The organism is Gemella parahaemolysans (assembly GCF_053758945.1).
The window spans coordinates 180,255-195,007 of record NZ_JBSMTP010000001.1 but is presented as its reverse complement, the minus strand read 5'-3'; the positions used below and the strand labels follow the sequence as shown (position 1 = coordinate 195,007).

General features: G+C 28.6%; 13 protein-coding genes. 2 read left to right on the top strand and 11 right to left on the bottom strand.

All coding sequences use genetic code 11. The features are described from left to right. Nucleotides 1-34 precede the first annotated feature (34 nt). The gene (locus ACWOBP_RS00890) at nucleotides 35-763 is read right to left on the bottom strand and encodes a DUF554 domain-containing protein (RefSeq protein WP_455337056.1); all 729 of its coding nucleotides are present in this window, start codon (nucleotides 761-763) and stop codon (nucleotides 35-37) included. A 135-nt stretch (nucleotides 764-898) separates the two neighbouring features. Between ACWOBP_RS00890 and ACWOBP_RS00885 the strand changes: the two genes are divergently transcribed. Further along, nucleotides 899-1,852, top strand: coding sequence for a ketopantoate reductase family protein (locus ACWOBP_RS00885; protein ID WP_455337055.1), 954 nt, complete (start codon nucleotides 899-901; stop codon nucleotides 1,850-1,852). 54 nt (nucleotides 1,853-1,906) lie between these two features. Here ACWOBP_RS00885 and ACWOBP_RS00880 read toward each other — a convergent pair whose 3' ends face one another. The 6 genes from ACWOBP_RS00880 to ACWOBP_RS00855 all read right to left on the bottom strand — a co-directional run bounded on the left by ACWOBP_RS00880 (nucleotide 1,907) and on the right by ACWOBP_RS00855 (nucleotide 7,864). Continuing rightward, nucleotides 1,907-2,554 (bottom strand): glutamate racemase, encoded by a 648-nt coding sequence (locus tag ACWOBP_RS00880; protein ID WP_455337054.1) that lies wholly within the window; start codon nucleotides 2,552-2,554, stop codon nucleotides 1,907-1,909. A gap of 44 nt (nucleotides 2,555-2,598) precedes the next feature. Next, the gene (locus ACWOBP_RS00875) at nucleotides 2,599-2,862 is read right to left on the bottom strand and encodes a type II toxin-antitoxin system RelE family toxin (RefSeq protein WP_455337053.1); all 264 of its coding nucleotides are present in this window, start codon (nucleotides 2,860-2,862) and stop codon (nucleotides 2,599-2,601) included. Then, nucleotides 2,862-3,086, bottom strand: a complete 225-nt coding sequence (gene relB / locus ACWOBP_RS00870) for a type II toxin-antitoxin system RelB family antitoxin (protein WP_003144945.1) — start codon at nucleotides 3,084-3,086, stop codon at nucleotides 2,862-2,864. Before relB ends, ACWOBP_RS00875 begins: the two co-directional genes overlap by 1 nt. A gap of 208 nt (nucleotides 3,087-3,294) precedes the next feature. Beyond that, complete coding sequence (clpB, locus tag ACWOBP_RS00865) at nucleotides 3,295-5,877, bottom strand: ATP-dependent chaperone ClpB (RefSeq protein ID WP_455337052.1); 2,583 nt, start codon at nucleotides 5,875-5,877, stop codon at nucleotides 3,295-3,297. Between the two features lie 471 nt (nucleotides 5,878-6,348). Next, complete coding sequence (locus ACWOBP_RS00860) at nucleotides 6,349-6,540, bottom strand: hypothetical protein (protein WP_274459105.1); 192 nt, start codon at nucleotides 6,538-6,540, stop codon at nucleotides 6,349-6,351. 559 nt (nucleotides 6,541-7,099) lie between these two features. Beyond that, nucleotides 7,100-7,864, bottom strand: coding sequence for a nitroreductase family protein (locus tag ACWOBP_RS00855; protein WP_455337051.1), 765 nt, complete (start codon nucleotides 7,862-7,864; stop codon nucleotides 7,100-7,102). A gap of 625 nt (nucleotides 7,865-8,489) precedes the next feature. On the opposite strand from ACWOBP_RS00855, the gene ACWOBP_RS00850 reads away from it, so the two are divergent. After that, entirely contained in the window at nucleotides 8,490-8,882 is a 393-nt protein-coding gene (locus tag ACWOBP_RS00850; protein ID WP_455337050.1) for a hypothetical protein, read from the top strand. Nucleotides 8,883-9,040: 158 nt separating this feature from the next. Here the strand turns inward: ACWOBP_RS00850 and ACWOBP_RS00845 are convergent, their stop codons facing one another. The 4 genes from ACWOBP_RS00845 to ACWOBP_RS00830 form a co-directional block, all read right to left on the bottom strand. Next, nucleotides 9,041-9,730, bottom strand: coding sequence for an alpha/beta hydrolase (locus ACWOBP_RS00845; protein WP_455337049.1), 690 nt, complete (start codon nucleotides 9,728-9,730; stop codon nucleotides 9,041-9,043). A 71-nt stretch (nucleotides 9,731-9,801) separates the two neighbouring features. Further along, nucleotides 9,802-10,860 (bottom strand): PD-(D/E)XK nuclease family protein, encoded by a 1,059-nt coding sequence (locus ACWOBP_RS00840; protein ID WP_455337048.1) that lies wholly within the window; start codon nucleotides 10,858-10,860, stop codon nucleotides 9,802-9,804. Nucleotides 10,861-11,165: 305 nt separating this feature from the next. Continuing rightward, nucleotides 11,166-11,837 (bottom strand): hypothetical protein, encoded by a 672-nt coding sequence (locus tag ACWOBP_RS00835; protein ID WP_455337047.1) that lies wholly within the window; start codon nucleotides 11,835-11,837, stop codon nucleotides 11,166-11,168. 192 nt (nucleotides 11,838-12,029) lie between these two features. Continuing rightward, complete coding sequence (locus ACWOBP_RS00830) at nucleotides 12,030-14,753, bottom strand: DEAD/DEAH box helicase family protein (protein ID WP_455337046.1); 2,724 nt, start codon at nucleotides 14,751-14,753, stop codon at nucleotides 12,030-12,032.

Here is a 14,753-nt window from a genome sequence, read left to right as displayed (position 1 = left end):
AAACTTTCTAACTAGCTTTATTTTTTATAAAATTCTATAATAAATGTAAAATTACATTGACCCAAAGCCAACTAAATGGCATAACTAGTATCATTGCAGGTACCATATCTACTACTGGAAACATCTTAAGTTTCAATATTCTAAATCCTGCAGCAACCATTAAGAAACCACCACAAGCTTTAAAGTCATTAATCATATCAGGCGTCGTAAGCGGAACTATCAATCCTGCTGATAAAAATAAAAACGTAAAAATAATAAATTGAGGTACCGCTATTAGTGAAACGATATAGCCAAGATTACAAGCAAAAATGGCAGCCGTAAAGAAATCTAGAATAGACTTCGTAATAAGTAAACTAGGATCTCCTGTTATTCCTTCACTAAGACTTCCGTATATTCCCATTCCACTAGAACAAAACAGCACTATCACAGTAATTAATGTAGCTAAAAATTCCGTTTCCGACATAGAAGTATTAGGTTTCGGTACGACTTTTACCATTAATTTTTGCATTTTTTGACAAGCTCTATAAACTAGATCGCCAAGGTTAAAAAACAATCCTATCAATGTCCCTATAATAATCGCGAATATTACCGCTGGCATATATTTCATTAGCCCAATCGACGCTATTCCCATCCCCATCGAACAAAGCCCGAATATCATATTCAACTGTTCTTTATACTTTTCAGGTAATTTATCTCCCAACACTGCTCCTGCTATACCACCTAGAAATATTGAGATGGTATTAATTATAACCCCAATCGGCATAATATCTCTCCTCTACTCAAAAAATACGTAAACTTATTCTAACATGTAGTTTATTTTCTTACAATACTTTTTCAGTTATAGATAAAATAATTTATCTATAGTATAATAATTATAATTATTTTGTGAGGTGGGTTTATGGATATACTAACTATTGGACTTGGAACTATTGGAACTACATATAGCTATTTATTTAGTAAAGCTGGTCATAATATAGAACATTATATTAGAAAAAGCAGTAAAAAAATTAATATAACAAAATTAAATGTTGATATGCTAGATGGTAGAAATAATAAAAAAGGGGATCACTATACTGATACTTATAAAGTAAATACTCACACAAAAGATAACTATGATTTTATTTTTATTAGTATGCCAGCAGGAAATATTGAAAGTGTTATCGAAACTTTAAACTCTAACAATATCAAAGGAACTATTATACTATGTTGTGGTATTTGGGAAGATAAAAAGTATCTTGAAAAAGTAATGCAAGGTAGAGAATATATTCTTGGTTATCCTGTAGCTGGTGGTAATATTGTAGATACTACTCTTACATGTTGTATTTTTGATCATTTTCTACTAGAGAAAAAAGAAAATTCTAAAATAAATAATTATGATAAGCTAGTATCGCTATTTGAAAGTTGTAACATTAAGTTAGAAACACCATATGATATGCTTGAGTGGATTTGGTTACATATGGCTATTAATGCTGGTGTAGTATCTATCGCTGCAAAATATGCAGATATGGATGTTCCTACTGCGGCTGCGGAAAATCTTATGTCTTCATCTAAACTTTTAGCTGAAGCAGTTTGTGCAATACGAGAAACTTCTAAGATTATAAAAGCACGTGGTGTGAACTTAAAACACTATAGAAATGAACTTTGGGGGTATAAACTTCCAATATTTGTTTCTGCACCAATAATGAAACGAATGTTTGCGACTAATATTCTTACTAGAAAGATTATGACACTGCATAACAATACAAAAGATTTATTATTCGTCTGTAAATGCCTATACGATACTGGAAAACAATACAATATAAATGCACCAATATTTTATAATGCATATGAAAAAGCAGAAAGTAAATTTTAATATTAAAATGAAGTAATTCTAATTAATTATATAGAATTACTTCATTTTTTTATTTTATCTTTTCTCCATACTATTAATCATAAATACTCCAACATCTATAATTGGGAGTTTTGTAATTTTTTCTAGCTCTTTTTTTATATACGGAAAATGTGTACATCCTAGTACAACAGCTTCTACTTTAGTTTGTTCGAAATAATTAAACAGTGTCTTGAAGTTGAAATCTTCCACTATTTGTTCAGGTTTATTACCTTCTTCAATCGCCTTAACAAGCTCTAACATCGATAATCCAAGTACACATAGACGCGGATTCGAGACATAAAGATTATTCTCAACACCTGTAAGACCATGAGAGTTCGCTGCCATAACAGCTAGATACTTATACTCAAGACCTAGATTTCTATACATCTGCATAGGAGTTATAATAGAAATATTCATTTTTTCTGCCAATCTATCAAAATCGACTACCGAACTAAGTGAGTTACAATACACAAAAATCGCCTCATAATTTTTCTCTTTTAGTTCTTCAATAATTTTTACAATAATATTTTCACGTTCTTCATCTTCCAATGCTTGGAACATAGTTTGCTCTACTGGATTATTAGAAATCGGTACTAATACTACATCATCATAACCATATGAATTCAATAACTCCGCACCTAATTTCGAATCAATTGGTGTTCCAGCCATAACCGCTATTTTCATTAAAATTCCTCCTACAACTTATCCATTTTTTTACAAAATCACACTTAATTATAAACTTCTCTTCGATGTTTATAATTAATAGCGATTATAATAAGTCTATCATCTTCTATTCTTGTTATTAACCGATAATCCCCTATTCTATATCTCCAATAACCTTTCTTATTGCCTACTAGAGCTTTTCCCTTACTGCGTGGATCATCCGTATTACTCAAATTTTTTTCAATCCAATTAAATAAAATCTTTAAAGTTTGTTTATCTAATTTCTTTAAATCTTTTTTTATCGCTTCATCAAAAACAATTTTGTACATTATAAATCAAACTCTTTCTTTAAATCATCAAACTCTATTAGAGTTACTTCACCTTTCTCCTCACGACTTTCAAAATCTTTTATAAGTTGAAGATCATACTCATCCTCAATCTTCTCAAGTGCAAGTTGCTTAATAGTAGTAGATAGTTTACCACCGTATAAGCCAGAAATAGAATTAAAAATCTGTTCTTCCTCTTTATTTAGTCTTAATGTTAAAGTAGTCATTCTTTCCACCCTCTTAATGTGTTACTTTTGTAATACAATTATACACCTAAAACTTACAGTAATCAACAATAATCACTTATAATTTAATACAAAAAAGACCCCAAGATTTCTCCTGAGGTCTATAGTTATTTGAGAGTGACTCAAAACTTACGATTTAAGATAAATCGAATTTATCAAATCATTCTCTGTATGGGGCTAAATCAATATATTATTTTATATCAATTTTCAATTCATCATCTACATAGTCTAGGTGAATTTCCATTCCATCTTCGATACCATGACGGATTAATTCAACTGAAAGTTTGTTTTCGATTTGACTTTGGATGAATCGTTTAAGTGGACGAGCACCAAATTTCATATCGAATCCAGCAGTCGCAACCCAGCTAGAAATATTATCAGTATATGTTAAAGTAATATTTCTATTAGAGATACGCGCAACAAGTTCGTTAAGAAGTTTATTAGCGATTCCTTTAATATTATCTTGTGTTAATGGTTTGAAGATAATTATATCATCCATACGGTTTAGAATTTCTGGTTTGAAGTATCCGTAAAGTTGGTTAGTAACATTTTTACGAGTTTCTTCAGAAATCACACCGTCTTTAACTTCTTCTAATAGTTCTAATGAACCAATGTTAGAAGTCATGATAATTATTGTGTTTTTGAAATCTACTACTACTCCTTTAGAGTCAGTAAGTGTACCTTCATCAAGAAGTTGAAGTAAGATATTGAACACATCTGGGTGAGCTTTTTCGATTTCGTCCATTAAGATAATGCTGTAAGGATTACGTCTTACACTTTCAGTAAGTTGACCACCTTCTTCATAACCGATGTATCCTGGAGGGGCACCAATTAAACGGCTAACTGAGTGTTTTTCCATATATTCACTCATGTCGATACGCACGATATTACGTTCATCATCGAATAAGTTAAGAGCTAATGCTTTAGCAAGCTCAGTTTTACCTACCCCAGTAGGACCTAAGAATAGGAAGCTACCGATTGGTCTATTAGGATCAGCGATACCCGCACGAGAACGTAAGATTGCATTAGTTACACTCTCTACAGCTTCATCTTGACCTATTACTTTTTCATGAATAGTATCAGCTAAGTGTAATAATTTTTCTTTTTCAGTTTCTACTAGACGAGTTACAGGAATACCAGTCATTTGACTTACGATGAATCCAATCTCATCTTCTGTAACTTCTTGTTTTAGAAGTTTGTACTCTTCGTGTTTAGATTTTTCTTCTAATTCTTCTAACTCTTGTGTTAATTTTGGTAAAGTAGAATATTGTAACTCAGAAGCTTTTTCTAAGTCATAGCTATTTTGAGCTTGTTCTAACTCAACTTTAACTCTATCGATTTTTTCACGAAGATTTTTAACAGCTGATAATTTATCTTTTTCACTATCAACTTGTAATTGAAGTTTATTTTGTTCTTCTTTTAGATTAGCTAACTCTTCTTTTAAGTTTTCTAAACGTCTTTTAGACACATCATCATTTTCACCACTTAGGGCTTTTTCTTCTATCTCAAGTTGCATAACTTTACGATTAATTGTATCTAATTCAGCTGGGTTAGAAGAGTTTTCAGTTTTAATAGTAGCACAAGCTTGGTCGATTAAATCGATAGCTTTATCCGGTAAGAATCTATCAGTAATATATCTGTTAGATAATTCAGCAGCTTCTACAATAGCACGGTCAGAAATTTTCACACCGTGGTAAACTTCGAATCTTTCTTTAAGCCCACGTAAAATTGAAATTGTATCTTCTACAGTAGGTTCTTTAACAAGAACTTTTTGGAAACGACGTTCTAATGCAGAGTCTTTTTCAATATATTGACGATATTCATTAAGAGTTGTAGCACCGATACAGTGTAGTTCACCACGAGCAAGCATTGGTTTTAAGATATTACCAGCATCCATAGCTCCATCTGTTTTACCAGCACCAACTAGCATATGAATTTCATCGATGAATAGAATGATTTTTCCTTCTTGTTCTTTAACTTCTTTTAATACAGCTTTTAGTCGTTCTTCGAACTCACCACGATATTTAGCTCCTGCGACTAAACTAGTAAGATCAAGTTCGAATACAGTTTTGTCTTTAAGACTTTCAGGTACATCACCGCGCACAATACGTTGAGCCAGTGCTTCAACAATCGCAGTTTTACCTACCCCAGGTTCCCCTATCAACACTGGATTATTTTTTGTTTTTCTTGATAAAATTCTAATTACATTTCTTATTTCTTCATCACGTCCTATCACAGGATCAATTTTACCACTACGTGCAGCTTCTACAAGATCACGACCATATTTCTCTAGAACTTCGTAGTTGTTTTCTGGATTTTCGTTCATAACTTTTTTACCTCCTCTGATATTATCGATAACCGCTACTAAATCTTTTAACGTAGTCACCTTATCGATATATTTTTTTACTATACTATTTTTCAAATAACTCGCTAGAACGATATGTTCGCACGAAATAAACTTGTCTTCATATTTCTCTTTATATTTATTAGCTTCTATTAATAAAGCATTCAAATCATTACTTAAGTAACTAGCGTAATTGATATTATCACCTTCTACACTATTTACCTTCTCAATCTCGCTATCTAACTCATGAGTTAAATTAACCTTATCAACATTTACTCTTCCCAATATATCACTATATAAATTACTACCAGTAAGAGCTGCTTTTAAGAACATCTCACTCGTAATACTTTGACTTTTTTTCTCAGTTGCAAATTCGGAAGATTTCGCTAAGATTTCTTTCACACTATTAGTAAAACTATTAATATCCATTGTAAATCTCCTTTGATTAAATTATTAGATCAAAAGGTAATATAATTAGTAGAACAGTATCTCCAATGTATAGAAACATGAGATACTGTCTTTAAAAGATACGCCTAAATACTCAATAAACTAAAAGGCTTTATAGAGTATTATTAAGTTTTATCTTTTTTGACCTTCTTTGACCTTAAATAAATTATAGCATGTTTGACCTTTTTTGACAATAGTTTTTTTGAAAAAAATTTAAAAAAGAAAAAAAGCTCACAAACCTTATGTTGACAAGCTTTAAACTATATTTTATACTTAATATTATCTTAGAGATATAAAAATATATGCTCTACTGGTAACTTTCTCAGAGAGATTAATTTCTGCTCTGCAAGACACTTATGAGATTTCATAGGTGTTTTTTTTTTTCATTAAAGAAGCGTGAAATAAATCACGCATAGATTATATATTATTTTACTAACAAACCTAAAACATTAACTACAATTTTGCATTAGGATTTTCATTATTAAATATTTCTATTAAGTTTTCCATATCCTCTTTTGTTGCATAGTGTCTCACGAATGTTCTAGCCGCAGTTCTTCTATTATTCATTAAAGCACGTTCTTTATTTTTCTCATAATAAGCTTTACTCGCTTTCTTTTGTGCTTCAGAAGTTTTTGATTCTGTCATTCTATTCCCCTCCACTATTATACTTTTACTAGTTATTAAAGAAAAAATAATAAATCAATATTCCTATAATAAAAATTCCAAAAACACTTTGTAAAAATTCTTTTTTTGTACTTCTACGAATTTCTATTTCCAATTTTCTTTTACCTAATCTATATTCTTTTTTCATAAATGATTAGCTCAATGGTAAAATAAGAGTGATACTCTCTTTATTATATATTCAAAATTATAATTACACTTAGCAAGAATAAACAGTTAATTAATATATACCATTATTTTACCACTTTGCACTCTCCTTTCTTATGCTTACTCTAAATATAATACATGTATCGAGATTTGTCAATTAGATTTATAGAAAAGAATGGCTCAAAATCTTGATTTCAAAGAAATCAATTTTATCGGGCCACTCCAAGTGATTATTTATACGCCTATATGTCTAAACATAATTTTTGAACCGAATTATTTTTGTCCCGTACCATCAGCAAGCGGCACTATTTTCAAAGAATTAAATTAACTCTTCTATATTTTTAATATATCTATTTTTAAGTAATTTTACTTAAGATTATTTTTCTCTCTCACTCACAAAACCATTTTTTTCTAATAGTTCTTTAGTTACTTTTTCTATTCCTGAAGGTTGTGCATAGAAGTCAGCGAATTTCTTAGTCCATGTTTTTGTCTCACGTGCTTCTGCGAAGTCTACCATAGTTTGACGGTATGCTTTTAATACTTCTACATTTGATTTAGGGAATTCATTGTATCCTACATTAGCCGCGTCTGGTAATCTAGGTTTAACTTTTTCCGTTGATAACTCTTCATCTTTAACACCGATACTTAGTCCACATAGGAACAGAGCATTTTCCGGAATATTTAGTAATTCAGAAATCTTATCTCCAAAACCTCTTACACCACCACAATAAACAATTCCGTATCCTAAAGACTCAGCAGCTAATGCAGCATTCTGCATCGCAATACCTACATCTAAAGTACCAATAAGTAATGGCTCGTATTGATTAGAAATATCAAACTCTCCACCTTCAATATCAAACGCTAATTTCATGTTGGTATAATCTAAACAATATAGTAAGAACGCAGCAGAATTTTCAATATGAGCCGCATTACCAGGTGCTTTATCACGAATTAAATCTGCGATTTGTTGTTTAGTTTCACCTGTTGTTACAATAATACTATAGTGTTGACCATTCATCCAGCTAGCTCCTTGTTTAGAACTAGCGATGATTTGCTCAAGATGTTCTTTAGGTAGTTCTTTTCCTTTTACAAAACTACGAGTCGTACGATGATCTAACATCGTTTTAATTACTTCGTTCATATGTTACCTCCGAAATTTTCTAGTAATAGTAACTTAATTATAACGTGAAAAAGAATAGAATGAAAGGAAATAGGCTGATAACCCACTATATTTTTATCTTTTTTAATATAACTTTTATATATTGACAATCTACTAATTCAAAAACAAGGTTATTCTCCCTATATTTCAACATAATTTTAGAGTAACTGTATAAATAAATTAAAGTACCCCATCATTTTCTTAAACTACTTTTTGACGTTTCAACGTCAATAAAATATTGATTTTCAGATACATAGCGATTACAATTAAGTTGTTAGTTAATTTAAAAAATTAAAAATTATAGTTTGATTCGATATTAATATAAAAAGAGAACTTATTATTAAAATACCAATTTACGTCCAACGTCAATAGAATATTGATTTTCAGCTTTATAGCCACTACAATTAAACTATAAGTTCTTTATACAAAATTTAAAATTTATAATTTGATTTTACATTAATATAAAAAGAGAACTTATTATTAAAACACTAATTTACGCATATGCGTCAATAGAATATTGATTTTCAGCTTTATAGACATTACAATTAAATTATAAGTTCTTTATACAAAATTTAATTTAACATTATTATAAAAAGAAAGGTTTCTTATGAACATTCAAAAATTTATAGAAGTATTTTTAAAAATTGTACTATCTCTATTATTTTTTAATATCTTCTATTTACCAATACTAATACTAAACAATATTTCTGCTATAGAGATATTAACACTGATGATGGCTACAATTATTATAGAATTCATTATAGCTAAACTATATAGATTGTTATTTAAAATCGATAAAATAGATAGAATACCAAGACCTATTTCTACTATGCTATTTCTTATATCAATTCTAATTTCTATTTTAATCACTAAGATAAATATAAGTATCCAAACAATTATTGTGTTAATATCATTAAACATTATCCTTATAGGTTTAGAAAAAGTACTAGCTTCCATAAACAAAAAATTAAGTGATATTCTTGAAAACTTAGATGATTAATTTTTGAAATATCAAAAAATCCCTTTGAATAACTATATTTTCAAAGGGATTATTTATATTTTGGTTGTATAGTAAAGTAGCTTTATTTATAAATGATACAATATCTCTAAAACATTTTCAATGCGCTGGAATAAAAATATGGTTGACTAAATTTCTAATTAAACATTTTCAATACACCAGGCGAATGCTTTAGTTACACGTAAATCTGAATCGCTGAAATGACCACCTTTATTCCATTCTAATATTGTTTTTATATTATCATTTTTTAATAGCTGTTCCTGTTTTCTAATGTTATCGCCTACTTTAGACATTACTTTATTTTTTGTTTTCTCTTCAGTATCACCTAAACTTAGGTAAATAGTGTTGCTTAATGGGGTATTATTATTCATAAATTCTTCCCAGCCATTAAACCAAACAGAAGGAGAAGCTGCAGCAATACCTGAAAATGTATTTGACTTATAAGCACTCCAAAGACTGAACAACCCTGCCAAAGAATAACCACCTAATATAAATTTAATATCATTATCTAGATTATATTTTTCTTTAACCGTAGGTATTAATCTACCTTCAATAAATTCTAAAGTATCTGTAGCACCTGAACCGAAAGATTTATTTCCAAATGCTGGAGGTGCTTCCCAAGGAGAAAGTTCATTATTCCAATCCTCTATTTTAAACGCAAAAAGCGAGAATTGTTTATCTGTATTTTTTAGAATCTCTGTTACTTCATTATCCAATACTTCAATATCATGTTCGTCAACAGGTTGAATCAATAAGTATTTTACGGCATCAGTTATATATCCAATACACAATTTATTGTCTATTACAAAATTCTCTTTTCTATGTTTCATTAATTTCTCCTATGATACTTATTGTTTTATGTTCTCATATTTTACCAACAATAAAATAATTTATTTTCTTCTTAATCCATATTTTCCAATATAATCTCTTTAACAAATTTCAGATGTGCTTCAATTTTCTTAACATCCGTTCTTATATAATCTATCAACTCTTTACTAGATACATGTTTTTTGATATGTGCATAATCATAAACATCTTTTTTATCATACATCTTCCATTTCTTTGTTGAAGATGATTTTTCTAAAATTGGATTATCCTCTAAATTGAAATGATACAAACAAGTTTTGGCTTTTATAATGTCACATATTCTTTCTAAATCACCTAATTTTGCTTTATCTTCAAGAGAAAAATTAACCTTATGTCTATACTGATTTCCTTGTATCTGAATATCAAATGATGAAGTAGTACCTTCGATAGGAAGATCAATCCCAAAATGACGTCCTCCCCTTATCATACCAGAGTATGTTTTATACCCTAAATCAGAAATCTTATTCTGTAAATTCGCATAGTGAATCTTCTCGATAACCGACCTTAATCTCATACCTTCAAGTACCTTATTACTAGATTCTTCTAAAAAGTATGATTCACCATAACATATCTTTTCAATAAACTCTTCTACATTCTTCATATATTCAATATAATCTAATAAGAATAATCTAGAAGTCTCATCTACTTTATCAAGTAAATCACCATAATATTCAATCAACTCACCATAACTTCTTCTAAACCAACTATCAGGAAGCTCAAATCCAGGTTTAACTAAACTAAGTAGTATACCTTTAGCATTAGGATCTTTTTCAGAATAACGAATTAATTGACTTTCATCAGGTAAAGACTTAACTTTATTTTCTATAAAAATAACCTGAGTCTGACCATCTGCGTCAGTTATCTCTATAGTTAAATCAATCGATTTCTTTTCTCTGTATACTTTCAAATCTGTATATTTTTTATTAATATCAATAACATCACTAAAAAACTTATGATTAATAAATTGAGACTTCTCCAGTACAACAGCAAATAGATTGCTGTGATATAATTCTAGATTACTAAGTGAAAGTTGATAATTCAGTGTATTTTCTATATTATTCCTAAGAGTTAGTAACTCATTATAATTTCCCATTTAACAATTCCTTTACTATGATAATTAATTTAATCTGTTATTTTTTATTATAACATAAATAACAAGGGAATATATTTATTATAAAAAACAAGAAAATATACCCTCTCTACTTGAATCACTTCAAATAAAGGGGTTGTATAATAAATCCGGAGCATGGAGAAATTCCAGCCCCGGATTTGCTATACAATCATTTTCCTTCGACCCCAATTTATTATACAACTAAAAAGTGAAATTCAATCAAGAACAATAATTAAATATTAATTTATATCTAATTGTCATAAAATATACGAAATAAAAAATCAAAATTATTCAAAAAATGTATCTATATAATTATTCAATTCTTTATAAATACTTAATTCTGTTACATAATTATCTACTCTACTTTTTGTATTAAATTTTGTAACACTTCCCGCTTTTTGAATTTCAGAATTTAGTATATCTTTATAATCTGCTGCTCCCATTATATACACACTCTCTAAATCTTCTTCTTTGTTATAAACTAAATAAGTGAGAACCACACAACTATTTTCATTTTTATTCGCTTGACTTTTAGGATATAAAAAATTCCATTTTATTTGAGGTTTCTTTTTAGTTTTCGCTGATTTTACATCAATAAATAATCTTTTTAATCCATAGCTCATTTCTATATCATACTTATCATAAAAAAACTCTTTTATCAAACGAATCTCCTTCAATTTAGGTTTATCTAATTCTAATATTCTATTTATTTCATCAGCACTAAACATTTCTCCCCAATTTCTTATTTTAAAACCGGATAATTTTTGTATATAATCTAATACATATTTTTCAGAAATATACCCTGAATGGCTATCATGATTAACAACTGTAAATTTATCAAACTTCATATTATTTTTCTCTAAAAATTTTTTACATCTAGTTCTAAGTTCTGAATATTTTTGTGCTTCTTCTTTTATAATTTTAGAATCTTCTTTACTTACATTAAAATGTTTCCACATGTTTTCTCCTATTATATAATTGTATTATTTATTTTTTAAATTATACGATATTTACTAAATTTTGTAAATTAAAATTTGGAAAATACCATGTGTTAGTAGAAATACTATTAATTAATTCTTTACTTTATAATATTTAACATATTAACTTGTATCTAAGATCAGATATTCAATTTTAAAATAAACATCTGTATTCTATATATCATAATCTTTCTTAGCATTCTCTTCTACTACTAGTCTCTCAGCATATGTATTATCGATTCTATAGACTGTATCTTTATTAATTTCTTTTAGTTTTTCTTTTACTACTTCTTTACTTATTTTCTCATTGAAGAATGGTAGCCCAACTATTCTAAATCTACTATTATCTACTAAGGTTCTTGCTTCATCACGTCTAGTAATCTCATTTAGGAATTTTTCTTTCCAAGCTTCTTTTCCGGCATAGGATTCTTTACTTTCCACCATAAATTGATCACCTTTAGGCTCAATAAAAATTTGCCATGAAGTATTTCCATGTGTTTTATCATTCGCAAACATCAGAAAATCAGGTTCAAAGGCTTGCCCTGTATCAAAACTATAAATACGAACTGCTTTCTCATTACGTAGTAAGTAAATATCTGTCCAATTTTCTTTTAAATCTTCCATAACTTCTTTTAAAGCTCTTACAAGTGATTTTTCTTCACTGGTTCCATAATTATCATCATAAGCATACCATTCAATAGCATCCAAATTCTCATAATATTTTGTTTCAATTTTATCTTTTTGTGATATTCCTGCTTCTTTATCCCCAGCATAATTAACAGTATATTTTCTTATTATTTTATCAGAGAACATCTTCTTAATTGGATATGGTTCAAACTTATCTGATCCATAATATCTATCTTCAACTTCAATAAATCCATCAGCTATTTTTTTCAAAATTTCTTCTACAACATACAGCTTGTCATCTTGAGTTAATTCTCTGAAGTTTGTATAACGACTTTCCACTGTTACGTCAATATCATTTAGCATTTCTATAAATTTTTCAGTACTGGCTAATCCATAAAAATACTTTTGCAAGTTATTAAATGTGAAATTTTTATTTCTATTTATCGCATGCCTTACAACATTTCTAGTAATCTCTTTAAATTTAAAGTTAATTCTTTCTCTTGGACTAATATTAACTACATCCTCATCTGAAAATACTTCTAAGTCCGCAATGCTTTGAGTTGGTAATATTACTTCATAACTCTTTTGAATATAAATCATGTCTAGTAGACTTTGTTGTTGTCTTTGAACATATTCAGAATAAGATAATCGTTTATTCATCCAGACTACTCCATGAGTGTATGTCCTAGTATTTTTGAAAGATTCTTTAAGTTTCAATTCTCTTTCAACTAATGTCATATCATCATATATACCCGATTCTCTTAGAACTTGTTTTAGTTCAGAAATATACTTTGGATTATTCGCTGAATGATAATGTAACTGCTCAATTACTCGTAGTTCATTAGCTTCATTATTATCAAATTTTCTAATATATTTTTCGTCAATACTATCAATAACAAAAGGATAGTATCTAGCTCCACGACCTATAAGTTGTTTTTCAGAGTTAGTGGTAGCTCCTGGTTTGAATCCATTCTTCGTTGTTTTACCGTCCCTTGTATCGTATAATCTAACAATATCGAATAGATTTAATACATCCCAACCTTCATCAAGCATATTTACCGCAAAAATTGCACGAACTTCATTTTCTGATTTTTCCAGTGTATTTAGTTTTTGTAAAGTTTCACTAGTTTTTGTTTTTCCATCAATGATTATTAATCTCTCAGCTCTAAATTCTTCTTTCAATTCGTCAATTAAATCATTATTTGAAATATTTTCTTTTTCAAAATAGTTAAAAGCCTTCTGTAATATACTATTTTTTCCATTTTGTATATTTATTAACTGTTTCTGTTTAATTATATTTTCCTCATTAAGAGCAGTTAGCATTTCAGTAAACGTAGTTAAATTATTTTTATTTTCAGCAGTTTTTTGTGATTTAAACATAACTAGTGGTTTTAAATTAATTCCATGTTTAAGAGCAATTTTTTTTCTAAATTGACTTATTATAATAGCTTGAAACATTCTTGTTTCAATATCACTATCAACTAGATGGAATAATACATCTTTAGAATACTTATCTAACCTAAATTCTTTTAGATCATACTTGTATATTAAAGATTTCTCATACTTTTTAGCAATATCTTTATTTTCTAAATCTATAGTTGCTGTAAATTCGAATATACTAGATTTTTTTGCTAATCTTTGTATGTTTTCTATTGTTGCCGTCCAACTATCATTATCATCCTTTTCACTTTTGTTAAGACCGGCATTTAAATGGTGAGCTTCATCAGCTAAAAGTACAATCGAAATATCCTCAAATTGCTCATATGATAATCTATTTTCTCTAATAGTATTTAAATCCGTATGTAATTTTTGAATAGTAGTAAACACTATATTTATACTATCTTTTTGACTATCAGAAAAATCACTAACTTCTCGGACATTTACCACTTGATTATCTATAACTATTTTATCAGCAAATAGATATTTACTAGAACCTATTCCTCCTAAAAAATTATCTCTTGTCTTTGTTAATATATTAGAATTATTTACAAAAAATATAAAATTGCGTTCACCTTGTTTGAATTTTTCTAATATTATAGCAGCCATTAGTAATGTTTTACCTGAACCGGTTGCCATATTATATAAGATTTGTTCCGGAAACACTCTATTTTTTTCATCATTTTTGTAATAAAGATATCTACCAATTCCTTCTTTTTGATATGGACGCAGTGGATGCCTTAAATTATTTGTGATATATTCAGGTATCCCATGTTTAAAATCTATAAAGCCACCTTCACTTGCATTATTATATAATTCATATAAAAATGTCAC